The organism is Flavobacterium cryophilum (genome assembly GCF_048286555.1).
In the GTDB taxonomy this organism is placed as follows: Bacteria; Bacteroidota; Bacteroidia; order Flavobacteriales; family Flavobacteriaceae; genus Flavobacterium.
The window spans coordinates 160,646-184,522 of record NZ_JBLVPZ010000005.1; the positions used below are offsets into that span (position 1 = coordinate 160,646).

Sequence of the window (23,877 nt, forward strand, 5' to 3'; positions counted from 1 at the left end):
AAATTTGAAATACATTGAATCTTTTATCTTCATTTATCCTTTTTTGTGGGGAAGACTTTGTATTTATTAACAGGAATTAAAATTGCTAAGGGTATGTATTTTCTTTTACTGGAGATTATTAGGATCAAACCTTTACTAAAACGTTTTAGTAAATTAAATAAAAAAACACTCTACTTTTAAACTTATTAATTACCAGAAAATATAGACTCTCTAATAATTAATTTTCCTTTTTGCATTATTTTTTGCACCTCAAACTCCTTCTCATTAGTAATTTGATCCATCAGAATTTCAACTACTTTTATTGCTAAACTTTCTATAGGTTGCTCAATTACGGATACAGTAGGAGAGTGTAATCTAAAACTTGCATGATCATCAAAACTAATAATAGAAATATCACTAGGCAACATATAACCCATTTGCTTGAAAACCTGAAGACCTGCTAGTCCCATATAATTTGCAGAGAAAATAACAGCATCAATCTCTGGATTTTTTTTAAAGAAAGAAACAAGTTCTTCAATTCTTTGTTGTTCTGTGCTTTGAAAAGGGAGGTGTAAAACAAGAGTTTCCTTGTAAATCGCTGCTTTTTTTAAAGCATCCTTATATCCTTTTTCCCTAAGTTGCATTTGAATCATTCCAGAGGTATTATTTACCAATGCTATGTTTTTAAATCCTTTACTAATTAATAAATTTGTAGCTTCAGATGCTGCTTCATAATTATCCATAACTACGTAGCTCACATTTTTGTGAGGAAAATATCTGTCAATCAACACTACAGGCTTATTTAGCTGGATTAAATAATCGATGTTTTTTTCGGAGCCGGCAGTTGGGGTGATAATAAATCCATCTACATTTGCCTGCAGCAGGCTTTGGATTAATTCATTTGTTCGTACATCATCATTATTTGTACTACAATAAAAGATTTTGTAACCTAATATTCGAGCCTGATCCTCTATTACTTTAGCAAGTTCAGAAAAAAATTGATTTGAGATATCTTCTACAATGAGTCCAATCGATTTTGTTTTTCCAGTTCTCAAACTACTAGCTATCATATTTGGAATGTATCCTAAGCTTTTCGCAATTTCTTTTACTTTTTCAATCTTAAGTTTGCTTATTGCCATTTGTGGTCCTTTGTTGTTTAAAACAAAAGAAACAGTAGATATAGAAACCTGAGCTTGAATTGCAATATCTTTAATTGTAACTTTTCTCATAATGATAAAAGGCTGTAAATAAATAGTGATTGATGACAAACGTACCATAAAATTTATTACAAAAACGTTTTAGTAAAATTTATTTTTACATTAATCGTTTTTTTTTTATCAAATTATAGAATATTATGCAAATAAAAAAGAAAGCAATGAGAGAAATTTCTAGATCAGAGCAAGAATTTAATGAACTTGCACTTTAATTAAAAAGTAGCTTTATTTTGGCTAATACATTGACATGTCATAAAAAAAATCTAGATGACCAGGGATATCGATGCAAATAATGATTAAATTAATAACCATTTTTGGAACAAACGGACCATTAAAAACTGGTGAGTTTTTCATGTTGTTAGCACCATACATTCGTTAAAAAAAACACGGACTATGGAAGCAAAATAAAAAACATTAGCAAAATTAGAAAAGCAATTAAATTGTATTGTAACGGAAAAGTAAGTTATTCATAAGTAAGTACTTATCTCTTTCTAGGAATAGGCTAAAGAAGTATGTTTTTTTATTTGAAGTGCTAGGATTAAGTTTTGAAGCAATTAATGAAATCTTGGCTGATTAAGCCGAACATTACCAAACTACAATCTTGCCTGCCAGGGCTTATAAACCTCGAGATAAATCATTGGTTAAAGGAGCTTTCAAGATATTGTACCGAAGGATTTATGTACATCTAAAAGAAACTAAATTCTTTTCTCTAAAAGAATTAAATCAGCAGATGTGGGATTTATTAGATGCCCATGATAGTCAAAAACTAACGGGGCGTCCTTACTCTCGTTTAGAATTATTTTAAAAAGACGAGCAACAAAAACTACTTCCATTACCACAAGAACGTTTTGAAATCAAATACCAATCCTTCAACAGTGATGCAACATGAACATGTTCAATTAAGTCAGTACAAAAATTATTACAGCGTTCCGTATCAATATGTTAAGAAAAAAGCAAAATTATTGTATACCAAATCAACTGTAAAAATCTATTATAAATAACCCGTTGGGTGTAATTAAATTATTTGTGTTTTGATATTATTTATTGGTCTATCAAAAATAAATTTATTGATGAATTGTACCAAAGTTAACGCTGCTATTTTAGCCAAAATTCTTGTTTTAAAACCTTTAAAAGATTTTGCATAATTTCTTCTAATCATAAATTGGTCGCACAATTGAGAAAATAAAGTTTCAATTCTTTTTCTTGATTTTCTATAAATATATGGTTGTTTTTTATACCCTTTTTTTGATTTTTTCTTATTGATGTTTCCAATTTGATATTTGCACTTTCAAATAAGTTTAATTGTTGTGTTGCAGACAAACAACCTCTGTCTCCAAGTAGCGCACAATCAAATAATTGATATTTTTAATCTTTTAACAAATGTACATCGTGAACACTTGCTTTTGTAATATCTATTGACTGAAAAACTCCTGAAATACTACAAATTCCGTGAAGTTTATAACCATAAAACCAAGTGTTTTGCGATGCGCAAAACCTTTGTCAGGAGCAGTGTGAAAGTCATCTTTACATATTTTTATTCTGTTATGTCTAGCCAATTTACAAATCTCAAGTAGCATACTATCAACTATAAAATAGTTTTCAAATTCAATAAATTTTGAATACAAATGTTGTCGATTTCTTCAGTAAAATGGAATAACTTTTTTCTTCTTTTATTGTATTGACTTCGCTCAATTAAATTAGGAATTTCTCCTTTATATAGTTGATTAAAAAATGAATTTTCACTATCAATAGACATATATTCAGAAGTTAAGCTCAATGCAACTATTTCTAAATCAGACATTTTGAGTCTTCTTCCTGCTCGATTTTCTTTATTTAAAACAATGTTAAAAGAAGTAATAACTTCTAAAACTCTAAAATAATTTTTTACTATATTTGACATAGATATTGGGTTGTTTTGCGACATCAAGATATTGAATTTCAGTGTGTTGACCAATGTCTGATCCCTTTATTTTACGTCAAAATAATTACACCTAACGGGTTATAAATACAATCGAATAGCCATTCATCCAAGGAATTGCAAACCTAATTTTTATACCACAACCCTAGAACATTTAGGCAGCACCCATCAATTTCTAGCCCAGTGGAGCGCTGCACGCTTAATTGATTAAGCCAATAGTATTGATGAATTTGTAGGAGAATATATTATGCAGTTAATCGAAAGCAGAAACCATCCTGAGTAGGCTCATAAAAGTTGTTTGGGAATACTAGGCTTTGAGAAAAAGGTAGGTAAAGTGCAATTATTAAATGCCTTTAAACGGCCACTTGATTTAAAATTTACAATTTTAGGACCATTCAAAATATTTTACAAAACAATCTCGATCAAATTGACTTTGAATAAGGACCCGAGCAAGAACAGCCCATTCACGGTAATGTCAAAGGAAAACGATATTATATTTAAATTATAATACAGTAATCATGAATGACCCGAGCGTTAGCGAACAGGCAAAGCAATCCACAGTAACAAAAATGAAACAAATGAAGCTTTACGGCATCCGTAATGAATTTAAAACAGCTGTTGAAATCAGAAAAACCGACCATTATACACTCGATCAGTTTGTATCGATGCTTATTGTGCCGAATGGAATGAAAGGCACAATCGTCGTAGTGCACACAGTATAACCAATGCCCGATTCCTTTAAAAACAAATATTGAAAGTATCAATTTTGAACAAATCCGTAATATGGATTGAAATACCATACTATGCCTAGCAGAATGTGAATTTGAAGAAAAAAATGAAAACATTTTAATCACGGGAAGTACCGGTGTAGGTAAATTTATTTAGGCACACCATTACGTTATCAAGGCTGTATCCAAGGTTTTAAAGTAAGTTATTTAAATACTTCGAAGCTGTTTAATAAATTAAAAATGGCCAAAGCAGATGGTTCTTACCTGCGAAAATTAGCCAAAATAGAACGGCAATATGTTATTATATTGGACTATTATGGACTCCAAGCAGTAGATAGTAATAACCGAATTACCCTTTTAGAGATCATTGAAGACAAGCATAATAATGGTTCTATAAATGTGACATCGCAAATCCCAGTGCAAAGTTGGTACGATTGGAGAAAAAACAATAGCTGATGCCATCTTGGATAGACTCAGAGATCAATACCTTCGACTCGAATTACATGGAGAATCTCTGAGGAAAAAAGAGGAATAAACAAAGAGTAATATTTAAGTACATTTGAATACTAATTGACAGATGAAAAAGAGTAGTTTTTAATGAAAAATGGGGTGCTCACTTTAAATTGGCGTTGGGTGGTCAATATTACTGAAATTCGCAGCTGTAAATCATCTTAACAAATTCAACAATTAAAATCTCTAAATCACATCCTTTTTTGTCATAAGGACAAATATTAAATAAAATACAAATGTGGTTTATGCAATGCTAAAATTGTAATAACTTTTTTGTGATTTAATACTTGAAATTACATAGTTATTAAATATTTTTCAAATCAAACTTCCATCAAAGATTTTCGTGCCACAGTCCTGTAAAGTATTTTTTATTTATTTTTGAAGTTATAAAGTTAGCAATGAACAAGTGTTGTGAAGCTTTTTCTCTCTGTAATAATTATAATCCAATTTTTAATTTTTTTTCTTTGACGGATCGACTCTTGCTCCGAAACGCTTCATCGTTTTAGGTTACATAAAAACTATAACTAATTTTATTTTAGTACCTCAATCCTTCAAGAGAATCGGCGAAAAGCTTTAAATCTTCTAGCAAAAGATTCGAATTTTGTACAATAATGTTCACTTAAAAACCCACTGGATTCAGTGGGTTTTTTGCGTTTAATGATTTTCGTGTTTTTGATTTCTTCTATATTAGAACGACAAAACATTACGTTTTGCTACATTTTCACGAACAAATCACGAACATGAAAATTGAAATTAAACTGATCACTTCTCGAAAAGAATCTCTCGAAGGTTTTCCTTTGGTGGTGGAAATCGCAAAATGTCACTAAAAATGGGTGTTGCAAAAACAAATTATTAATTCTTTGTTTATCAAAACTATAAATTGATGGACAAAGAAGAATATGAAAAGTTAATACAAGATGCTTGTAAAGGAGCTTTTCATTCATTTGGGTAATTCCAACTTCTTCCATAGCTGTTTTAAACTATCTTGATCAAATTGAGGAAACTTACGAGAATGAGGCATACATCTAATGTCAGCAAGAATTTTAATCTCAAAAGAATATAGCATCCCTGAAAAATCAGCTACACTAGACGTTAAGTGTCCTATAGTGTAAGCAGTGTGTTGTTTCTTTTTTCAATCTACACTATTTAAAGTCAAGATGTACTTGTCAATATAAAACTGTTTTTCTTTGGATTTGTATTGCTGAATGTACCGTGGATGCTCCAAAACTTTGATGTTATCAAATAGTTTTTCCTCTTTGTTGAGTTTTTCGATAAAAAGTGCATTTTTCTTTCCAAGTACAAAAACCTCAGAAGTGTCAAGTCCTAAACTAATATGATTTTTAATAGAAAGAACCATAAAATCTTTTACCATCTTAAAAAGTTGTATGTCATCATAATAATTCGCATTTAGCCATTTTCCATCTTTTGCTTGACGAGTAATAGCTAAAGGAAAGGGAGAATTGATATAAAATTGATCATAAAAATGATCGCAACCTCCAAATTCGGTAATCATATCATACATAAAAACAGATGAGATTTCATGCGTATGTGCCGATTGCATTTTGATACCACAAACACTTTCTAATCTTTTTGTATCTGTAAATGGGACGCCTGTTACTCCAGCTCCATGACGGCTCGGATTAATACCAATAATGAATTTTCTGGGCTGAAAATCATTATAATATTTATGATAAAAGCGTTCCATTACCAAGATGGTTTCAGGATTGTCAAGATATGGATTCAGGACCTGAAAACCTTTTGGCAATTTGCCACAATAATGCAGCTCTCGATTGAAATCAATCACTTTATCAGCAAAAGTTTTTGTCATAAAATTTTGTTTCATTGCGATACTTTCATTTAAATTAAAGAACCATTTTAGATAATGATAATTAGTCGTATCTATTTGTTCTTCATATCAAGCGTTATATAAAGAACTTTTATTTAGAGCGGAAACACGCTGAGTACTGTTTTCTTGCTTTAAATTAAACTATTTCTTTAAAAGTAAATACATGCAATATAAAATCAAAGATCTTTATTGCCAAAACAAGTCATTCCACTCTTTGTTATTTATTTCGCGCGAAAATGCTTTTAGATTTACCATAATTTGATTTGGCGGCATGTTATTTCTTATTAAACTAAATATATGTTTCTCTTCAAAGCGTATTAATATTTCCAGATCTTCTTCAATACGACTTAATGATTTTTCAATTTCCATCTTTTTGGTAAAACTTTTTTTTATTCTGCGATGTAGGGTTAAAGCCTTTTTTACTAATTCATTTTCCATTCCCAATATTGGAAAAATATAGTCGTATTCTATCGCAAAATGTGGAGCTAATTCATTGCTGTAATACCAATCTGTGTAATTTTTAATTCTTTTATATGGAATTTTTTGCCTAATTCCTTCACGAATTGCCCAACATAATTCTAATGATTGCTGGTGATCTTTATGTAAAAAAGCAAGTAATTGCTCTAAATTTCTTATAATGTCTTTATTGATTACTGTTTGTTCTAAATTCATTTTTATTTAAAGTAAATCGTATAATATTATAAATCCGGAAAGCTATTGTCGTTTCTATTTCTTTTTGATTTCTTGTGAACAATCTTCTAATAACATGGAGCAACTTAATATAATCAATCCTTTGATGCAATGTTTCTTTGAGGAAATACCATATATAATAGCATCTAACTTTGGGTCGGGGTCCCTAAACTGGTAGGCGTAATCAACCGCAATTTCATTATAATGGATTTTATATTTATGATTTCTAGCATTTATAAAATCTTTTTCAGCAATAAAACTAATGTTGTATCCTTGACATATGAGTCCTTCCAGAGCTTCTGTCAAATTTGTATATGGGTTCATGTTTGGTTAATTTTTCAAATTTACATGTCTTTGAAATTATTCCTGTAATCTCATTTGTATCTAACTTTAAAGATAATCATTTTATCTACATCGTGGATTTAAAGACCTGTAAAGAGGCTCGTATAAGCAAACGTTTGGCTGGTTCGCTTAGTAGAAGAATCTTCCTGTTCAAAGAATTAAGTTTTGTAAAATCGGTAATTTTTCTTCAATATCAGCAATCATCAACAATACAATTTTCGAAAATTCAGCACTCTGTATTGTTTGGGATAAATTGGAATTTTGTTTCACTTTAGGTTTAATTTTTGAAGGAAGTTTTAAAGGTTTTAAAAAGAAATAATGGTAAAGCATAGTATAGTTCTGGTAAGGGTTAGATTTGATTAACTGTATTTCTTCAGAATACATAACCAATCTGTCTTCCAAAAGCTTTTCTATATCTTTAACATGTTTAATTAAATTATGATTTTTAAGATAAAAAACCAATAAAGAAACTAATTGATCCCACAATTGATTTTGTTCTTTAACATCGCTTTTCTCCACAGTTATCAGGCAATTAAAAAAGAGAATTTCAAAATAGCCTTTAGTACTTATTTTTTGAAATTTATTTAATTTTTCTATTTCGCTAAACGCAACACAGAAGAAAGACTGCGGGATATTATAAATTGAGTTTGAATTTGTTAAAACTGTATTCTGAATTATTTGATTGCTTTTATCAAACCATTTTTTTAAAACATACGAATCAAAACTACTATTTGAAAAGGACTCAAGATCTTTAATTATAGAATTAAAAATCAAATGTTGATTCATATTGTCTAAAAAAATCCATTCTTTCTTTTTATTACAATTTTCAATAGTCGTCAATTCAATTATGATTGAGATTATGCCATCATATTGAACAAAAAATATAGTGATAGAGCCTCTGATATTAGATGAAAATAATATTATATCATCTTCATCAGAACTTTCAATGATTAAATCTTTGTCAAGTTGTAGAAGCAAGTCGATTAATATGGAAAACCTCGAGGTTATGTATGACTTTTTTTTTTAATTTTATAATAAATGATATAAAAAAGAATCGATAAAATGCCAATAATATAAATGATCCACATAATATTAAAATTTAAATTTATAATGTAGTTTTTGAAATTAAAAAGGTGACGGCTGGTTTTTTGATACTGTCAAAATAGTACGATTAAAATAAGGAAACAGCGCTACAAGAAGGATTGTGAAAACCAAAAGGATACAAATCATTTCATAATAGTCAATCGCATAGCGAATGTGATTTTGAGTGTCAATAGCATTAATTAAAACTTTATTTGCAGCTTTGGCGGCATATCTAGGTGTTGCTCCATCATTTAGTAAAATTTCTTTATATTTATCTACCGATTGCCAAGTGATTGGGTTTGCATTAGAAATTTTATCCTGAAAAGTATTGAAGTGTTTACTTTTAGAATACAACTCAAAATAGTTCATTAAGCCCACACTTATATAAAAACCGAAGCATCTCATAAATAAACATACACCAGCAGATGTTACTCTTAATTTTTCTGGCACAGATGAAACCATAAATATGATGGAAGGGGTCATTAAAGTTCCCGTTCCTAGTCCTTGAATCAGTAAGGGAATATAAAAATTATTCTCATTGGCTTGTGTGGTAAAAAGGAAAATCATCCATGCGTGATAAAACAATAATATGCAGAATCCGTAAATCCATAACAGACGTATGGGACGATGCTGCAATACAAAAACTGCTGAAATTATGACTCCAATTACAATTCCCAAAATATTGATTAAAGTGATGTTACCTACATGAATTGGATCAAGTTTTAAGACTGTTAAAAAATAAGTTGTGGTAATGGAAAACGCAAAACGACAGACATAAAAGATAGCAATTATTAATGCCCCCACTTTAAAATTTCTATATTTAAAAACCTCTAAATCAAAATAAGGGCGCTTTAATCTGGACTGTCGCAGAATAAAAAGACTGCCAAAGATGGCTATGAAAATGACACTCCAATAGATGCGGCTATCTTCGATCCAATAATATTCCTGTCCATAAACCATTATGTAGCCAATTAAACAAAGTGAAATGGCATAGTATAAAAAACTTGCCCAATCTAACTGATACAAAGGAAATTTTACATCCAGCCTAACGTTATTCATGAATAACATCAAGAATACAAGACTCGGTAAGTAAGAGAACATAGCGCATTTATAGACAATATTGAAATCAACGGAATCAATAATTTGTGCTGTAATAAAATTGTTAAATGGAATCATGCAGACCAACATTCCGAAAAAAATGGAATAGCCAATAACTCTGGCTCTTTCCGTTTTCAAGCGAGCATAAATTAGTGACAATGATAAATTTACCGTCATCGTAAATGCCATTCCTTGGATAAATCGGAACACAAATAAAATTCCTATCTCTTTTGTACTGTAGCAGATGTAAGAACTAACAATTTGAATTATTGTAATTACAATAAAATATTCCTTTGCTGCCAAATATTTAAAAAAACGTCTTTCCAAGGAAAAGAAAGCAACATAACCTGCATAAAATAAGGCAACTGAAAAATAAATGTCGTAGGTTTCGCCTCCTGTATTTCCGGCCGCTGCATTGATATTGGCCATTGGAAGAAAAAATAATACTAAGCTGGGAAGCAATACAGTAAACAGTGTTATTTTAATTAGCCACTCCGGAACCCATTCTTTAAATAAAAATCCTTTTGGAAGCATTTTAGCTTTGTTTTTTAGCAATGGAAACATTGACATTCATTCCAGCCTTTAATAAATCGGCTTCATTTTTTGAACTCGTAACTCTGATTCTAACTGGAACACGCTGCACAATTTTTACGTAATTCCCAGTTGAATTATCCGGCGGAAGCAATGAAAAACTAGAACCTGTTGCGGGTGAAAAGGAAATAATTACACCTTTAAAAGTTTTATCGGGATAAGCATCAGCAATAAAACGAGCTGTATCACCTAGTTTCATCGAGCCTATTTGTGTCTCTTTATAATTGGCAACAACCCATTTGTCTGTTTCTCCATTTATTATATAAGCCAAGACTTGTCCTACATCAATCATTTGCCCTTTTTCAATCGTTCTTCTACCCATAAAACCATCGTAAGATGCCGTAACTGCAGTGTACGTAACATCTAATTTGTGGCGATCCAACAATGCTTCAAGTCTTTTTATCTCTGCTTTGACAACTGCCTCCTGTGCTTTTGCATCATTAATTTCAGATAACGATGCTTGATATTTATCATTAGTTGCTTGTGTTTGTGCTACAGCAATATTGTAAGCTGCCTCAATCGTTTCTAATTTTTGCGGTGTTGCTGATTCCGCCTGAACTAATTTTTTATATCGGCTATAATCCAGATCTTGTTTTCTTAATTCGGCTTTGGCTACATTAATTTTAGATAAATTTACTTTAGCCGTTTTGTTAAGTGTCATGACTTTGCTTTGCCAAACTTCTAACTGTGCTTTTGCATTCAGCACGGAAGCTTCGGTTTGTGCTTGTTGAATTACATATTCTCTTCGGTCTATAATTAATAAAGTATCTCCTTTTTTAACAGCCTCATTTTCTTCAAATTTAATAGCAGTAATAAATCCTCCTGCTCTGGAAATTACAGGATTTATATATTCCTGAACCTGAGCATCGTTTGTTTTTTCGTTTTTATAGATATCCCATAACGAAATGATACCCCAAATAATTAAAATAATGGTTATCATTATTGCAATCCAACCCGTGATTTTGGTTATTAATTTATCGGTAACGGTGTACGTATTTCTGTTTTTCATTTTTATAGTGTTCCTAAAACGTTTTGAAGTTGATAGTATTGAATTTGTGCTGCTATTTTTATTGAGGCAAAATCAAATTGACTCTGCAGTAATTGAATATCTGCATCTAATAAATCGGTAATAAGTGCCGCTTGATTAAAGTAGTTTTGTTTTACAATTCTTGCGTTTTCTTCTGATTGCGCAACATCATTTTTAGCAACATCAATTTTAATGAGTGCTTCTTTAAAGCGTAAATAATTTTCATATACCTGTTGTCTTATTTTATCATCAATATTGTGATGTTCTACTTCTTCTTTCTCTAAATTCAACTGTGCAGTTCTCACTTTTGGCTTGTTTATATAAAGCTCCGAAAGAGGTATCGACGCTCTTACTCCAAAAATTCCAAGAGTATAATTGCTAGGTGAATAAGGGTATAAAAATATCTGTGGATTTGCCAAATAAAAATCGCCATACATTCCAACTTTTGGTTTGACATTGGCTTTAATACTTTTAAGTTCTATTTTTCTTAAATCGACTGTCTTTTCTGAAATATGATAATCGTATGATTTTTTTTTTGCTATTTCTAAATAAGACTCATAAGACTGTAATTCAAATAGCGCGGGATCTAATTCTTCGTAAGGAGTTACAATTTGCTGATCTGGCAAGCCAATTAAAATATTCAATTTTTGATTGGCAATTGCAATATCGTTGTCAATTTTAACCAGCATCATTTTTTGATTTGATAATTTTAGTTCGACTCGCAAAACATCGCTTTTTAAAATCACGCCATTTTTATAGAGAGCCTTAATTTCAAGTAATTGTTTTTGCTGATTAGCAATATCTTTTGTCATTAATTCTTTAAAAACATGACTTCGTTGTAGATTCAAATAGTACGAAGCTCCCTGTAGCTTTATTTCAGAAACAGTCATGTCCAGTTGTACTTTTGCAATATCAAATAGTGTTTTTTTCTTATCTATTTTTAAGTTTAATTTTCCTCCATTATAAATATTCAGATACATATCAGTACTTACTTTATACAACCAGTGAATCACTTCATGCTGAGTTGGCTTACTGAAAAGACCATTTTCATACACGGGAATGTTGGTAGCATATTCATAATTGCCTTTTAAACTAATTTCAGGAAGGCGTTCAATTTTGCTTTCTAAAATTTCTTCTTTGGCTATGTTTTTTTCTATACTGTTCAAGTGAATTTTCTTGCTGTACTGGACAGCATTTGTCCACATTTCATTAATAGATAATGGTGTTGGTGTTTGGTTTTGAAGTAAATTATTCTGTGAAAAAAGAAATGTGGAATTTAATATTAAGAAGAAGAAAATCAGTTTTTTTGATGTATCGACAGGCATTATCATTGTTTATTTAAGATTGCAAATATATAGACCAAAAAGTCTTTGCTATTTATGTAAAATAGCCTATAATTTATTGATTCCGGCCAATTTTGTTAGGACTTTTTTTTTGATTTAAAAGTTGCGTTATTTTTGTCTGCATGAGTATATGTCTCTAAATCTATTCTATTGCTGACAGCATTTTGTATATTTGATAAAACACCCAGAATAAATAATTAGTTCATGAGTCTAATAGCTTCTTTGCCCGATATTGATAACCTAGAATCTTCCGTTTTTGTAATGCACGAACGTTTTGAAAAATTCATTCCATATCATAGCCACACGAAGGGACAATTATCATATGTAGAAGGTGGTTTGGCTTACCTGCAGATTAATGATAAACATTATGTAATTCCTGCTAGGCATTACTTTTGGGTGCCGCAAGGGTTAACACATATTTTAAAAATTGGACATTCAGGCACTGTTTTACGCTCCTTATTTTTTTATACCCATGACGATGACAAACATTCTTTTTATTCAGAGGTCGGAATTTATCCTATTAACGATCTGTTAATGGAAATGATAAAATATTCGGAAACATGGGATGGTCATATCTTACCAGACGAAAGCCGGTATAAGTTTTTGTCAGTTATAAAAGATATTTTACCTGAAATCAGCGATAAAAGACTTCCTATTGCATTACCATTTACTGACCATGAGCGTATGAAACCTATTTTATCATGGATTGAAAATAATATAGCTGATACCCATACGCTGCATAGTATTGGCAGTCGATTTGGTTTAAGCGAAAGGTCATTGTCACGTCTTTTTCAATCTACATTAAATACATCCTTTTTGCAGTATCTGAAATTATTGCGGATGGTTAAGGCAATTGAATTAATGTTACAAACAGATTTATCAATGAGCGAAATTGGATATGCCGTAGGATATGGTAGTTTGTCTGCTTTTAGCAATACTTTTTATCAGTTAACTAATTTTAGACCTTCGGATTTTAAAAAGAATTTTTAACAACTTTATGGTTTGCGAAAAAAGGAATGAAATAGTTATAAAAAGTTTTTATGATTGGAAAGTAGAGGATGGAACCTCGAATCTTACTAGAAACCGCGGTCGTTACTATACCGATCAAAAAAGCCAGAAAATAAAAACAATATTGAAAACAAACAAAAAAAATAAACTTTGTTATCTCGAACCTTTCGAGAATGTTTTTTAGCAAGTTTACTTCTGCCTTCACTTAAAACGATACTAGATAGTACCGTTTTTTTATTTCATGAAATTTCCTTTATTTGTTCTATTTTTATAAAAAATAATACTTATGATTTATTCTTTTAAATCTTTTATGCTTCTTTGCGCTGTTTTCTGGTTAGCTTCTTGTAAATCGCAAATTAACGTTTTTGCCGCTCAAAAAAATAATAGTTCAATTGTCAGTGATACTACCTTTGTAAATTTAAAAGACTATAGTCAGGAGTTTGTCTATGATATGAAGTATGCCACGGAGGATAATTTTTTAAAAGCAAAAGTCTATGATTGTGCGGAATGTTTTTTACGTCTAAAAACCATTACAGCACTTGTTGAAGCGAATAAAAAATTCATGAAAAAAGGCTATAAAATCAAAATTTTTGATTGTTACCGCCCTTTGGACATTCAGAAAAAAATGTGGAAAATCGTATCAAACCCAAAATATGTGGCAAATCCTGCCAAAGGTTCTATCCATAATAGAGGTGGAGCTGTGGATATCACTTTAGTTGACAACAAAGGTAAAGAACTAGATATGGGCACTTCCTTCGATTTTTTCGGGATTAAAGCGAGCCACAATTTTCCTGATGTTTCAGCTGAAGTGAAACAAAATAGAATTGTATTAAAGACAATTATGATAAGTAGCGGTTTCAATTCTTTCGATTCAGAATGGTGGCACTACAATTTGAAATCAGGTTTGAATGATAAGGTTTCCAATGCTAAATGGAACTGTAAATAGTCACTTATTCAATACATCCTAAGTAATCCATAAAGTAGGTTTCCGGATTGTAGATTTCATTCGTTAATTCGGATTTAAACTCCTTTTTGAAAACGTAATCTTCGGTATCTGTCAAATATTTAATGCGCATCATTGACACAGGCGAGCTTTTTAATTCCTCAAAACTATCTTTCATAAACATAAAAATACCGGAATTAACTCTATTGTCAAATCCTTTATCGTCGCGTATCATGGTGCCACAATTTTCTTGATCGATATGTATCAGCGTGATTATTTTTCCATTATTTAACTGTAAAAATATTTTTGAATTTTTATCAAAACAATTCGCTTTCAAAAAGTCTTTGCTTTTTTGGATGAGCTGTACGTTTAGTGTTGGTAATCCATCTGTTAACGCTAAAGAATAAAAAATATAACTGGAATTTCCGGCAAAATTTTTCTCGCTAATCAGGTATTCTTTTGTCGATTTGTAAGTACCTAAAGAATCGGTAACATTTGCGCTATAATCACATGGTTTTTGAGCAAATGTAGTCAGGCTGAAGAACAATAAAGTTAGTGTAATAATGTATTTCATTTTTATGATATTTTGTTGCAAATTAAAACTATTTTATGGTTGTTTTCATCAGTTGTGAAAAAACAATATACATTTCCGCCATCTTTAATTTTCCATTTTTTTCGAATGGTTTCTACACTGTTAGGAAAATTACGTGTTGTTATATTCGCCTGACTTTTTTCTAAATAGCTTTTCATTTCCGTTTTGTTATATTGAAAGCTGTTCAGAATTTCAAAAACGCGTCCTGCGAACGGTATTAAAGTCGAGGAAGTATATAAATGAGAATGTTTGTGCAGTTTATTTAGATTGTAAAAGGAACCTACTTCATCAAACCCACCGGATTTCATAATAGCACTATTGGGTTCGTATAAATACTTTTGAGGCACACTAAAGTTTGGTAATGTAGAATCTTCGTTTAAGATAAAATCAAATGATTCTGTTTTATCCTTTAGAATATTACTAGTTTTAATGCTTATAGGGCCAGAATATCCTTTGTGTAATTCCCATAATAATTCTTTTACTTCATTCTCTAAGGCGATGATATGTATCGTTTTTACGTGTTTTAATTCAGCTAAACCCGCTGAGATATCCAGAATTGGCGCTGTTTTTATTAGAACTGCATGCGAGTTGGTAAAATAAAAATCAAGATTTTCAGGAACATTTGGTAAACAGTCTTTCAACATAAATACTTTGCCTTTAGCTTCATTTCTTCGGGAAGGATCAATGTAAATCCAGTCCCACTTTGTATTTAGAGAAGACAAAGTAACTAAGCTGTCTCCGGTATAACAGCGTACATTAGAAATGTTTAACTGTTCAAAATTGTGTTTTACCAGATTTGACAGCTCTGGATTGATTTCACAATGGGCAACATTTTTTATTTTCTTTGCAAAATAATAATCATCAACTCCAAAACCTCCCGTTAAATCGATTAAAGATTCGCCGCATATAATGGAAGCTTTAAACGCAGCCGTTTTTTCAGAGGAGGTTTGTTCTATTGAAATTTTGCTGGGATAAATAATATTTTTGGTATAAAACCAATTAGGTAATTTGTCTTTAGATTTTGTTTTAGCTTCTATTTGGTTCAATAAAGAAATCCACTCCAGATCAGGAAAGGGATTCTTTTGCAATGCTAACTTCGAAATGCTTTTGCCAATATTAGCATTGATAAACGCCTGTATTTCGGCCTTTAAAATTCTTAAATCCAAAATTAAATATCTTTAGTTAATAGTTGAATGATTTTGTTTTCAGGAAAGAATTCTTTTCCAATCACTTTTATTATGGTGTACAAAGGAACCGCTGCAATCATTCCTAAGATTCCAAAAAGGAAACCTGCCATTAAGATTACAAGAAATATTTCTAAGGGATGCGAGCTGACGCTTTTGGAAAAGATCATAGGTTGCGATAGATTATTATCAATTATTTGAACAATCCAAAAACCGATTAAAACATAAATAGTTGTAGGTAAAATTTCAGATTGGAAATCACTTCCAAAATTACTCATCATAGTTAAAATTGCGGCTAAAAATGAGGCAATCAACGGACCAATATATGGAATGATGTTCAGTACCGCACATAAAAAAGCGATAACAATAGCATTTGGAACGCCAAAAATAATTAGAACGATGAAGTATAAAAGGAATACAATAAATAATTGAAGCAGTAAACCAATAAAATACCGCGACAATAAATAATTTATTTTTTCCATTGAATGCAAAATTTGATCCTCATGACCGTCTGGAATTAATTTTTTTGCTCCTAAAACGAACATTGATCTATCTTTTAAAAAGAAAAAAGTAATGAATAGCACTGAACCTAATCCCATTCCAAAACTACTGATTGTTCCTAAAATTGCATTTAAAAAATTAGGGATAATATTGAAATTTATTTTGGAGGTAATATTTGCTTCTTTTAAAACTTGTGCGGAATCGATGTAGTGGTTGTCTAAAAACAATGTGATTTGATTGATTAGTTGTACTATGCTTTTTTCAATTTCAGCAGTGTTTAGAAGCGACAGGTTTTGTCCCTGAGACAAAATTAAAGGGATAAACATCATTATAAAACCGAATATGATTAGTATAAAAATAAACAAAGTTGTTATTGTTGCAAAAATATGATTGAACTTCAATCGCTTTGTAAAAAAGTCTAAAATTGGATTTCCAATTAATGTAAGTATAAAAGCTACAACTAAATAAATTAGTACAGATTGAATTTTATAGAAGAAGAATAAAATTAAACCAACGAAAACCGTTGTTAATAGTGCTCTTATAATGCCATTTGCAATGGTTTTAGATGTAATCATATCTCTATTTTAGGATATAAAGATAAAAAAAAACTCGCTACTAAGTAGCGAGTTTTAAAATCTAAAAAATGTCTAGTCCTGAAATAGCGATACACAAAAAAGATCGTGATGGAAGAGCATTCAAATTATGGTAAACGTAGTCAGCGAGATTACAGTATGTCTTTAAAACTTCAAATCGTTAGTGAGATTGAAAGAGGAGTCCTGACCATTACTCAGGCCAGAAAACAATACGGTATTCAAGCTCGTTCAACAGTAGTTCAATGGTTAAGAAAATTTGGTAACTTTGATTGGGAAAACCAAACTCCTTCAACTATGCCTAAGACACCCGAACAAAAGATTATGGAGCTTGAAGCTAAAGTAAAACTATTGGAGAAACAGAAGTCTTTCTTGGAACAACAAGCTTATGTAGCGGACAAGAAAGCAATTATTTTCGATATGATGATTGATATTGCCGAGAAAGAATATCAAATCGATATACGAAAAAACGCTCCACCCGAACAATCGACCATTTTAGACAAAAAGAACAGCAAACACTAGTTTTTGCCTGTTATTTGTTCGGGGTAAACAGACAGTTTTATTATCGAAAAATTAAAAAAAAATCAGTAAACAAAGTAAAGCGGAACAAGTAGTTTCTATGGTAATTGAAATTAATGCCTAGGTTAAGAACTAGGAAGTAATCTATCTTTTATGTTATATTTTTTGATACTCTTTAAAATGTTTTTAATTCTATAAAAGCAATGATTCAAACTTCTTACCGCGCAGTAATGAAACTATTTAGAATGCTAAATATCCGCTAAAAAAACTTTCCGTCTTATTTTGCTGAATAATTGATAAATATTGTATATCTGGATTTTATCAATATCAAATCTCTTTTACCATTGTTAAGATCGATCGGTATTCCTCTTTCATTGCCGGGTAATCCAGGTAATTTTTATCTGTTTGTATAAATCCTTGTTTTTCATAAAAATATTTGGCCAGGCTGTTTTCCATAACTTTAAGCCACAAGACTGGGCGGTGCTGTTTTCTAGACAGAGAGATTATAAATTCCATGATGATATTTCCAATTCCTTTTCCGGTATAACCTTTAAGAAGGTAAAGTTTATCTATTTCTGTACAATACGATGCAGGATAGGAGTCTAACGTACTGGTATTTAGTTTAATATATCCTATTGTCTTGCGTATATCATATACCAAAAAGTAAAAAGTATTGGACTGTGAAAGTTCTTTCGTAAAATTTTCTTTTTTATAAAATTCATCAAGATACCAAGTTCCTTTATCCATCCATAGATATGGATAAGTATCGTTATAGCTTTGTATGGCAGTTTCAAACAATAAATCAAGCTGGTCCTTCTGGCATTCTTTAATAGTAATCATTTGTTGTTTTTATGTTGAGTAGGTTATTAGGGAGTAAATTTATAACATTATTAATTGTTGTAAGTCCAAAAAGCATCCAATAAATAAAAAGTAAAATAAAATAAACAGTACAAATAGTAATGTTGTAAACGTCAGGTATATGGTTGATAATTTTGATACTGCTGTTGCCTTTTATACAAAATATCTTGGTTTCTCTCTCTTTTAACAATTAGTGCACTTGCTTTTGCAGACGTTTTTAAAGGAAACTTACGACTATTACTTAGTGGAAGAAGAAGTTCAGTTGTTAGGTCTATTGGTAGTCTGCCTTTTCCAAGCGGATGGAATCGTATTGAACTTATTTTTGAAGATATAAATGCCGAAATTGATAAACTTCAACAACAAGCGCTTCATTTTCGTAATGATATTATTACCGGATCGGATGATTCTCAAATCTTACTAATTAACCCTTCTGGAAATCTTATTGAACTATTGCAACCGGCACATAAGTAAAAATACGACAAAGAAAATTTTGAAAACAGTCGTGAGTTTTAAAAGAATAACTCGACTATATAAGTATGGCGATCACACTAACATTATAAAACAAAAAAACGCAACCTAGCCATTTCTGTTGTGGTTTTCTATGTTTTTTTGTTTTCAATTTCACTTTTAGTGGTGTTTTGAATAGTAAACTTTCCACAGGATTAATTCCGTTGATCCCAGAAGGGGAAACCTTTTAGCGCGGGATTGAAAACAAAAAACCCGAAACTAGGGTGTTTTTATGAAATGTTGGACTATTTGATTTACAAATGGTGGGAACAATTAATCCGCTGATGAAAGTCAGAAATGTTAAAAAAGAACCGCAGGATCGCAGATTTGGTAAGAATCTGCGGATCTGCGATTATTAGATTTTAGAAACTGGAAACAATCAGCTGATTTCGAAACAAAAAAGCGTGCAACTTTTATTTAGAGTATAATCGCTTTCTGTTTCCTGAAAATAGTCCATTGCAGTAGCAGGGAAATTACAATTGTTAACATAGCTCCAATGAAATTAAGCCATAAATAACCCAGTTTTTCTTCTCCGCTTGGAAATATAGCAATGGCGTAGTAATAAATTATAAAAATAGTAATTTGACTTACAACAGCGCTGTAAAAAATAGCTTTGGATTGCACCTTGTGTATGTAAAAACCAACGAGAAAAATTCCTAATACAGTGCCATAAAATATAGATCCAATGATGTTTACCAATTGAATTAAATTTTCAAACAGCGTTCCAATACAAGCAAATAGTATTGCAATAATTCCCCACAGTAACGTAAAGAATTTTGTAGCATTAAGGTAGTGTTTATCTGATTTTTCTTTTTTTAAATTACGTTTATAAATATCAATTGCGGTGGTAGATGCCAATGCATTCAGCCCTGAAGCGGTAGAAGACATTGCTGCTGAAATGATAACTGCCAGTAATAAACCAATAAGGCCTTTAGGTAAATAATTTAGAATAAAGTGAAAAAACACATAATCTTTATCGTTAGTTTCGCTGTTGCTGTCGGCTTTCAGAATTATTTCTTTGGCTCGATCTCTTAAATCTTTTTCTTTATTTGACAAAGCCACTAATTCTTTTCGAAGGATTGGATTGTCATAATCTTGGTTAAGCTGATCGATGTACAACAGATTGATAACTTTTTTATCTTCCGATAAATCGTCAAGTTTTTTCTCCAAAGCGTTGTATTCGCCTTTGTATGCCGATTTTTCTATCATGGCTTTGTTGTTTGGATTAAAATTTAACGGAACAGGATTAAATTGAAAAAAAACAAAAACCATAACACCAGTGAGTAAAATAAAGAATTGCATAGGTACTTTTAAAAGACCATTCATAATCAATCCCATTTGACTTTCTCGAACTGATTTCCCCGATAAATAACGCCCTACCTGAGACTGATCGGTCCCAAAATAAGCCAAAGCCAGGAAAAAACCTCCTGTAATTCCGCTCCAAAAAGTATATTTTTCTTCTGGGTCAAACGAAAAATTGACAATATTCATTTTGTCATTTGCACCAGCAATATGCAAGGCACTGCTAAATGTCATATCATTAGGTAAGTAATGTAATATCAGAAAAAAGGTGATTAGCATTCCGGACATAATCACAAACATTTGTTGTTTCTGAGTTACGTTTACCGCTTTTGTACCGCCCGAAAAGGTATAAATGATCACCAATACACCAATAATAATATTCATGTACGTTAGATTCCAGCCCAATAGTGCCGATAAAATAATCGCTGGCGCGTAAATGGTCAATCCAGTTCCTAAACCTCTTTGAAATAAGAAAAGTATAGCTGCAAGAGAACGCGTTTTTAAATCAAATCTTTTTTCGAGGTATTCATAAGCCGTATATACTTTGTATTTATGGTACAAAGGGATAAATGTGACGCAAATTACTACCATGGCAATTGGCAATCCAAAATAAAATTGCACAAATCCCATTCCGTCATGATAGGCTTGACCTGGAGTTGAAAGAAATGTAATCGCACTGGCTTGTGTGGCCATAACTGAGAGTCCCACTATGTGCCAAGGCGTTTCATTGTTACCCAGAATAAAGTCTTCAACATTTTTACTTCCTTTAGTTTTCCACGCACCATAAATTACGATGAATAATAATGTGACAATAAGGATAACCCAATCAAATAATTGCATAAGTTAAGAGTATAATTTCATGATAAGACAAAAGATCAAGATGTATATAGCATTGGCTACAAGCACCCAAGTATAATTCTTCTTCCAGGTTTTTAGTTTTTTTGTTTCCATTTTAGATTGGGTTATGGCTTGATTTTTTGAAGGGGAATATTTTCGGATGATTGCAGCGAAATGATATTGGCAATTAATTTATAAGCACCTGTAACGCCTTCGGGTAATTCTCTAAAAAAGCTTAAACCCGTATAAATATAATGTCCTTTACCGTAGGGGGCAATTAGTAATGCACCATTTTTAGGACTTTCCCCTTTATCATTCGAAGATAGAATAGGAGTGAAGGCTTTATCATATTCACTCGGGTAATACAATCCTTGCTCTTGTTTCCAACCTTGAAAATCTTTGGCAGTAATTTTATTTGGAAAATTCATAACGGGATGATTTGGCGCTAAAAATCGAACTTCGGCATCTTCTTCGGTAACACGATCGCGGGACAATTTTAATGGATAAGGTGCTATATTTTCAGTTACAAGATCACCGGCAGTATTGTATTGAACGATCATTGTTTTACCTCCTTTTACAAAGTCAAAAAGTATCGTTTGCTTATTTGCTAATGCTGCAATGGTATTATAGGCACGAACACCGGTCATAACTACATCAAAATTTTCTAATTTTTCAGGCGTTATTTCTTCGGGTTTTAGCATTGAAACGGAGTATCCCAATTGAGTCAAGCTGCTTGGAACTTCATCTCCGGCACCCATAATGTATGCAATTCTCTCATCATTTGTTTTTAAATCTGTTTTAATACATTTCGCTTCCGCTACTTTTAAAACCTGCTGTTTGGTGATGTGATTGTAGTTAATGATGATTTGTTCTTTATCAAATCGTTTATTGCCAATGATTGCAACACTTTTGGCTGTAAATTCTTCAGATTTATTTGGCGCAGTTACTTCAAAATAAACAATTTGCTCCATTCCCTTTTTTTCGATGTTAAAAGGAATCGATTTTGGAGAAACACTCCAGTTTTGTGGCAGTTCAAGTTGTAAATTTCCTTTCACAGCATCTTTACCGGCTTTGATTTTTACACCTACGTATTTAATTTTTGTGTCTTTAAAAAGTAATACTTTATCTATAATTGAAGTGGTTACCTCAGGAACAATGTCTAGATAATTATACACTTCGCCTTTTACATCATCATTGTATTTGTAAACAACGGTTCGCTCAAATGGGATTTCGATCCCGTTGATTTGAATGTTAAAGACCAGCTTAGCTTCGCGAATAATATCTGGAATTCCTATGTTTTGCTGCTGATTTACGGCATACATTCCCATGGTTTCATTTTCTCGTAACCAATACGGTTGCGTGTAGTTGATTGATTCAGGTAATTTTAAATCTAAGTTGATAGTATTTAAAATATTATTTTTTAATTCGCGATTTTGAGGTGTCTTGATTTGTTCGGGCAAAGCTGTCACGCTTATTAATTGTATTGGCGTTGCGCTTCGGTTAATGGCTTCGAGTTTTAATTTAATAATGCTTCCGGGAGTCGCTTCTTGATTTTGGGCTACGGCTTCTAGATACAAACCGGAACAAGCTGCTATAATTTCTGCAATAGCTGCAGATTTTATTGGTGCCCAATGATTTTCATCCAATGTTTTCATCATAGAATAAGCTTTCGCCAAATTTGGAACACTTGCCGAAGGATTATTGTGATCGAATTCAGTTGCTATGGTTGCCAATAATTCTCCAATTGCTTTTCCTCCTTTTACTCGGTTCCAAGAGGTATCAATTCCGTCAAAAAGCGATTTTTTTTCTTTTAAATCAGCTCCATTTATCAACTCTAAATATTCCGTTTCTTCACCACGAGCACCGGTGCTTCCAAATCCTTGCGACTGGTGGCGACTGCGACTTAATGCTGCTATTTCTTGATTTGATTTCCCTAATCCAGCATAATAAACCCCAGTTTGCAGGGCAATTAAATTCGTTTTATCTGCGGCATTAAATTTTTCGATAGTTCCATAAAACCACCAAGAAGTATTAAAAAACTGCCGTGTAGTTTGCCAAGGTTTTACAAATTGTAGTTGTTCTGGAAAAATAGTTGGATTATTGGCGAGTTTAAAACTTTCTACACTTAACATTGCCGATGATGTATGATGTCCGTGTGTTGTTCCGGGAGATCGATGATCAAAACGGTTGACAATTACGTCGGGTTGAAATTTTCTGATGGCCCAAACAACATCAGACAACACTTTTTCTTTATCCCAAATTTCTAATGTTTCCGTTGGGTTTTTGGAAAAACCAAAATCATTAGCACGAGAAAAAAATTGCTCTCCTCCATCAATTTTTCGAGCTTCGATGAGTTCTTGGGTTCGTATCACTCCCAATAATTCTCGTAATTGTGTGCCTATTAAGTTTTGGCCTCCATCACCGCGAGTTAAAGACAAGTAGCCCGTTCGCGCTTTTTGCTCATTGGATAAATAAGAGATTAATCGGGTGTTTTCATCATCAGGATGCGCTGCTATATAAAGTACCGATCCGAGAAAATTAAGCTTTTGGATTTGATTGTAAATTTCAACAGAATTTGGTTTTTGGGGTTCTTGTGCAATTGTTATTTGACAACATAAAAAAAATATTAGAATAGCTGATGCGTGTTTTTTTTGCATTTTTTAAAAT

General features: G+C 31.7%; 24 protein-coding genes. 6 read left to right on the forward strand and 18 right to left on the reverse strand.

The window, feature by feature from the left end; translation table 11 throughout:
- Nucleotides 1-185: 185 nt before the first annotated feature.
- On the reverse strand, nucleotides 186-1,208 hold the full coding sequence (locus tag ACNQGJ_RS09540; RefSeq protein WP_417972432.1) for a LacI family DNA-binding transcriptional regulator: 1,023 nt from the start codon (nucleotides 1,206-1,208) through the stop codon (nucleotides 186-188).
- 833 nt (nucleotides 1,209-2,041) lie between these two features.
- On the opposite strand from ACNQGJ_RS09540, the gene ACNQGJ_RS09545 reads away from it, so the two are divergent.
- A complete protein-coding gene (locus tag ACNQGJ_RS09545) occupies nucleotides 2,042-2,194 on the forward strand; it encodes a hypothetical protein (protein ID WP_417972431.1) in 153 nt (50 codons plus the stop codon).
- A 14-nt stretch (nucleotides 2,195-2,208) separates the two neighbouring features.
- Here ACNQGJ_RS09545 and ACNQGJ_RS09550 read toward each other — a convergent pair whose 3' ends face one another.
- The 3 genes from ACNQGJ_RS09550 to ACNQGJ_RS09560 all read right to left on the reverse strand — a co-directional run bounded on the left by ACNQGJ_RS09550 (nucleotide 2,209) and on the right by ACNQGJ_RS09560 (nucleotide 3,093).
- Complete coding sequence (locus ACNQGJ_RS09550; RefSeq protein ID WP_417980352.1) at nucleotides 2,209-2,466, reverse strand: transposase; 258 nt, start codon at nucleotides 2,464-2,466, stop codon at nucleotides 2,209-2,211.
- Between the two features lie 92 nt (nucleotides 2,467-2,558).
- Nucleotides 2,559-2,639, reverse strand: coding sequence for a hypothetical protein (locus ACNQGJ_RS09555; protein ID WP_417980354.1), 81 nt, complete (start codon nucleotides 2,637-2,639; stop codon nucleotides 2,559-2,561).
- Nucleotides 2,640-2,778: 139 nt separating this feature from the next.
- Nucleotides 2,779-3,093: a hypothetical protein gene (locus ACNQGJ_RS09560; protein WP_417972430.1), complete on the reverse strand. Its 315-nt coding sequence runs from the start codon at nucleotides 3,091-3,093 to the stop codon at nucleotides 2,779-2,781.
- 536 nt (nucleotides 3,094-3,629) lie between these two features.
- On the opposite strand from ACNQGJ_RS09560, the gene ACNQGJ_RS09565 reads away from it, so the two are divergent.
- Both ACNQGJ_RS09565 and ACNQGJ_RS09570 read left to right on the forward strand, forming a co-directional pair.
- Complete coding sequence (locus ACNQGJ_RS09565) at nucleotides 3,630-3,833, forward strand: hypothetical protein (protein ID WP_417972429.1); 204 nt, start codon at nucleotides 3,630-3,632, stop codon at nucleotides 3,831-3,833.
- 153 nt (nucleotides 3,834-3,986) lie between these two features.
- On the forward strand, nucleotides 3,987-4,295 hold the full coding sequence (locus tag ACNQGJ_RS09570) for an ATP-binding protein (RefSeq protein WP_417972549.1): 309 nt from the start codon (nucleotides 3,987-3,989) through the stop codon (nucleotides 4,293-4,295).
- 994 nt (nucleotides 4,296-5,289) lie between these two features.
- On the opposite strand, the gene ACNQGJ_RS09575 is transcribed toward ACNQGJ_RS09570, so the two are convergent.
- The 8 genes from ACNQGJ_RS09575 to ACNQGJ_RS09610 all read right to left on the reverse strand — a co-directional run bounded on the left by ACNQGJ_RS09575 (nucleotide 5,290) and on the right by ACNQGJ_RS09610 (nucleotide 12,351).
- Nucleotides 5,290-5,454 carry a DUF488 family protein gene (locus tag ACNQGJ_RS09575; RefSeq protein ID WP_417972548.1) on the reverse strand — a complete coding sequence of 55 codons (165 nt, stop codon included), beginning with the start codon at nucleotides 5,452-5,454 and terminating at the stop codon, nucleotides 5,290-5,292.
- Nucleotides 5,455-5,481: 27 nt separating this feature from the next.
- Entirely contained in the window at nucleotides 5,482-6,177 is a 696-nt protein-coding gene (locus ACNQGJ_RS09580) for an SMUG2 DNA glycosylase family protein (RefSeq protein WP_417972428.1), read from the reverse strand.
- A 204-nt stretch (nucleotides 6,178-6,381) separates the two neighbouring features.
- Nucleotides 6,382-6,867: a hemerythrin domain-containing protein gene (locus tag ACNQGJ_RS09585; RefSeq protein ID WP_417972427.1), complete on the reverse strand. Its 486-nt coding sequence runs from the start codon at nucleotides 6,865-6,867 to the stop codon at nucleotides 6,382-6,384.
- Nucleotides 6,868-6,921: 54 nt separating this feature from the next.
- Nucleotides 6,922-7,209, reverse strand: a complete 288-nt coding sequence (locus ACNQGJ_RS09590) for a hypothetical protein (RefSeq protein ID WP_417972426.1) — start codon at nucleotides 7,207-7,209, stop codon at nucleotides 6,922-6,924.
- A 168-nt stretch (nucleotides 7,210-7,377) separates the two neighbouring features.
- Nucleotides 7,378-8,205 carry a hypothetical protein gene (locus ACNQGJ_RS09595; RefSeq protein WP_417972425.1) on the reverse strand — a complete coding sequence of 276 codons (828 nt, stop codon included), beginning with the start codon at nucleotides 8,203-8,205 and terminating at the stop codon, nucleotides 7,378-7,380.
- Between the two features lie 147 nt (nucleotides 8,206-8,352).
- Nucleotides 8,353-9,978, reverse strand: coding sequence for an efflux MFS transporter permease (locus tag ACNQGJ_RS09600; RefSeq protein WP_417972424.1), 1,626 nt, complete (start codon nucleotides 9,976-9,978; stop codon nucleotides 8,353-8,355).
- Entirely contained in the window at nucleotides 9,944-11,008 is a 1,065-nt protein-coding gene (locus ACNQGJ_RS09605; protein WP_417972423.1) for an HlyD family secretion protein, read from the reverse strand. The genes ACNQGJ_RS09600 and ACNQGJ_RS09605 overlap by 35 nt, the downstream gene beginning before the upstream one ends.
- A 2-nt stretch (nucleotides 11,009-11,010) precedes the next feature.
- Nucleotides 11,011-12,351, reverse strand: a complete 1,341-nt coding sequence (locus ACNQGJ_RS09610) for a TolC family protein (RefSeq protein WP_417972422.1) — start codon at nucleotides 12,349-12,351, stop codon at nucleotides 11,011-11,013.
- A 222-nt stretch (nucleotides 12,352-12,573) separates the two neighbouring features.
- Here ACNQGJ_RS09610 and ACNQGJ_RS09615 point away from each other — a divergent pair, with 222 nt between their 5' ends.
- Nucleotides 12,574-13,359 (forward strand): AraC family transcriptional regulator, encoded by a 786-nt coding sequence (locus ACNQGJ_RS09615; RefSeq protein WP_417972421.1) that lies wholly within the window; start codon nucleotides 12,574-12,576, stop codon nucleotides 13,357-13,359.
- Between the two features lie 304 nt (nucleotides 13,360-13,663).
- Entirely contained in the window at nucleotides 13,664-14,323 is a 660-nt protein-coding gene (ddpX, locus tag ACNQGJ_RS09620) for a D-alanyl-D-alanine dipeptidase (protein WP_417972420.1), read from the forward strand.
- 4 nt (nucleotides 14,324-14,327) lie between these two features.
- Here ddpX and ACNQGJ_RS09625 read toward each other — a convergent pair whose 3' ends face one another.
- The 3 genes from ACNQGJ_RS09625 to ACNQGJ_RS09635 are packed head-to-tail and all read right to left on the reverse strand — an operon-like array spanning nucleotide 14,328 to nucleotide 17,172.
- Complete coding sequence (locus ACNQGJ_RS09625) at nucleotides 14,328-14,894, reverse strand: hypothetical protein (RefSeq protein ID WP_417972419.1); 567 nt, start codon at nucleotides 14,892-14,894, stop codon at nucleotides 14,328-14,330.
- 2 nt (nucleotides 14,895-14,896) lie between these two features.
- Nucleotides 14,897-16,078, reverse strand: coding sequence for a class I SAM-dependent methyltransferase (locus ACNQGJ_RS09630; protein WP_417972418.1), 1,182 nt, complete (start codon nucleotides 16,076-16,078; stop codon nucleotides 14,897-14,899).
- 2 nt (nucleotides 16,079-16,080) lie between these two features.
- Nucleotides 16,081-17,172, reverse strand: a complete 1,092-nt coding sequence (locus ACNQGJ_RS09635; protein WP_417972417.1) for an AI-2E family transporter — start codon at nucleotides 17,170-17,172, stop codon at nucleotides 16,081-16,083.
- 108 nt (nucleotides 17,173-17,280) lie between these two features.
- Between ACNQGJ_RS09635 and ACNQGJ_RS09640 the strand changes: the two genes are divergently transcribed.
- Complete coding sequence (locus ACNQGJ_RS09640) at nucleotides 17,281-17,709, forward strand: transposase (RefSeq protein WP_417972416.1); 429 nt, start codon at nucleotides 17,281-17,283, stop codon at nucleotides 17,707-17,709.
- 324 nt (nucleotides 17,710-18,033) lie between these two features.
- Here ACNQGJ_RS09640 and ACNQGJ_RS09645 read toward each other — a convergent pair whose 3' ends face one another.
- The 3 genes from ACNQGJ_RS09645 to ACNQGJ_RS09655 all read right to left on the reverse strand — a co-directional run bounded on the left by ACNQGJ_RS09645 (nucleotide 18,034) and on the right by ACNQGJ_RS09655 (nucleotide 23,867).
- The gene (locus ACNQGJ_RS09645) at nucleotides 18,034-18,546 is read right to left on the reverse strand and encodes a GNAT family N-acetyltransferase (protein ID WP_417972415.1); all 513 of its coding nucleotides are present in this window, start codon (nucleotides 18,544-18,546) and stop codon (nucleotides 18,034-18,036) included.
- Nucleotides 18,547-19,488: 942 nt separating this feature from the next.
- Entirely contained in the window at nucleotides 19,489-21,213 is a 1,725-nt protein-coding gene (locus tag ACNQGJ_RS09650) for a sodium:solute symporter family protein (RefSeq protein WP_417972414.1), read from the reverse strand.
- Between the two features lie 122 nt (nucleotides 21,214-21,335).
- Nucleotides 21,336-23,867, reverse strand: a complete 2,532-nt coding sequence (locus ACNQGJ_RS09655; RefSeq protein ID WP_417972413.1) for a PIG-L family deacetylase — start codon at nucleotides 23,865-23,867, stop codon at nucleotides 21,336-21,338.
- Nucleotides 23,868-23,877 lie beyond the last annotated feature (10 nt).

Coding starts and splice junctions, on each gene's coding strand:
- ACNQGJ_RS09560 (WP_417972430.1), bottom strand. CDS start 3,093: ATGTCAAATATAGTAAAAAATTATTTTAGAGTTTTAGAAGTTATTACT.
- ACNQGJ_RS09635 (WP_417972417.1), bottom strand. CDS start 17,172: ATGATTACATCTAAAACCATTGCAAATGGCATTATAAGAGCACTATTA.
- ACNQGJ_RS09610 (WP_417972422.1), bottom strand. CDS start 12,351: ATGCCTGTCGATACATCAAAAAAACTGATTTTCTTCTTCTTAATATTA.
- ACNQGJ_RS09650 (WP_417972414.1), bottom strand. CDS start 21,213: ATGCAATTATTTGATTGGGTTATCCTTATTGTCACATTATTATTCATC.
- ddpX (WP_417972420.1), top strand. CDS start 13,664: ATGATTTATTCTTTTAAATCTTTTATGCTTCTTTGCGCTGTTTTCTGG.
- ACNQGJ_RS09615 (WP_417972421.1), top strand. CDS start 12,574: ATGAGTCTAATAGCTTCTTTGCCCGATATTGATAACCTAGAATCTTCC.
- ACNQGJ_RS09645 (WP_417972415.1), bottom strand. CDS start 18,546: ATGATTACTATTAAAGAATGCCAGAAGGACCAGCTTGATTTATTGTTT.
- ACNQGJ_RS09565 (WP_417972429.1), top strand. CDS start 3,630: ATGAATGACCCGAGCGTTAGCGAACAGGCAAAGCAATCCACAGTAACA.
- ACNQGJ_RS09540 (WP_417972432.1), bottom strand. CDS start 1,208: ATGAGAAAAGTTACAATTAAAGATATTGCAATTCAAGCTCAGGTTTCT.
- ACNQGJ_RS09590 (WP_417972426.1), bottom strand. CDS start 7,209: ATGAACCCATATACAAATTTGACAGAAGCTCTGGAAGGACTCATATGT.
- ACNQGJ_RS09580 (WP_417972428.1), bottom strand. CDS start 6,177: ATGACAAAAACTTTTGCTGATAAAGTGATTGATTTCAATCGAGAGCTG.
- ACNQGJ_RS09625 (WP_417972419.1), bottom strand. CDS start 14,894: ATGAAATACATTATTACACTAACTTTATTGTTCTTCAGCCTGACTACA.
- ACNQGJ_RS09640 (WP_417972416.1), top strand. CDS start 17,281: ATGGAAGAGCATTCAAATTATGGTAAACGTAGTCAGCGAGATTACAGT.
- ACNQGJ_RS09655 (WP_417972413.1), bottom strand. CDS start 23,867: ATGCAAAAAAAACACGCATCAGCTATTCTAATATTTTTTTTATGTTGT.
- ACNQGJ_RS09600 (WP_417972424.1), bottom strand. CDS start 9,978: ATGTCAATGTTTCCATTGCTAAAAAACAAAGCTAAAATGCTTCCAAAA.
- ACNQGJ_RS09585 (WP_417972427.1), bottom strand. CDS start 6,867: ATGAATTTAGAACAAACAGTAATCAATAAAGACATTATAAGAAATTTA.
- ACNQGJ_RS09605 (WP_417972423.1), bottom strand. CDS start 11,008: ATGAAAAACAGAAATACGTACACCGTTACCGATAAATTAATAACCAAA.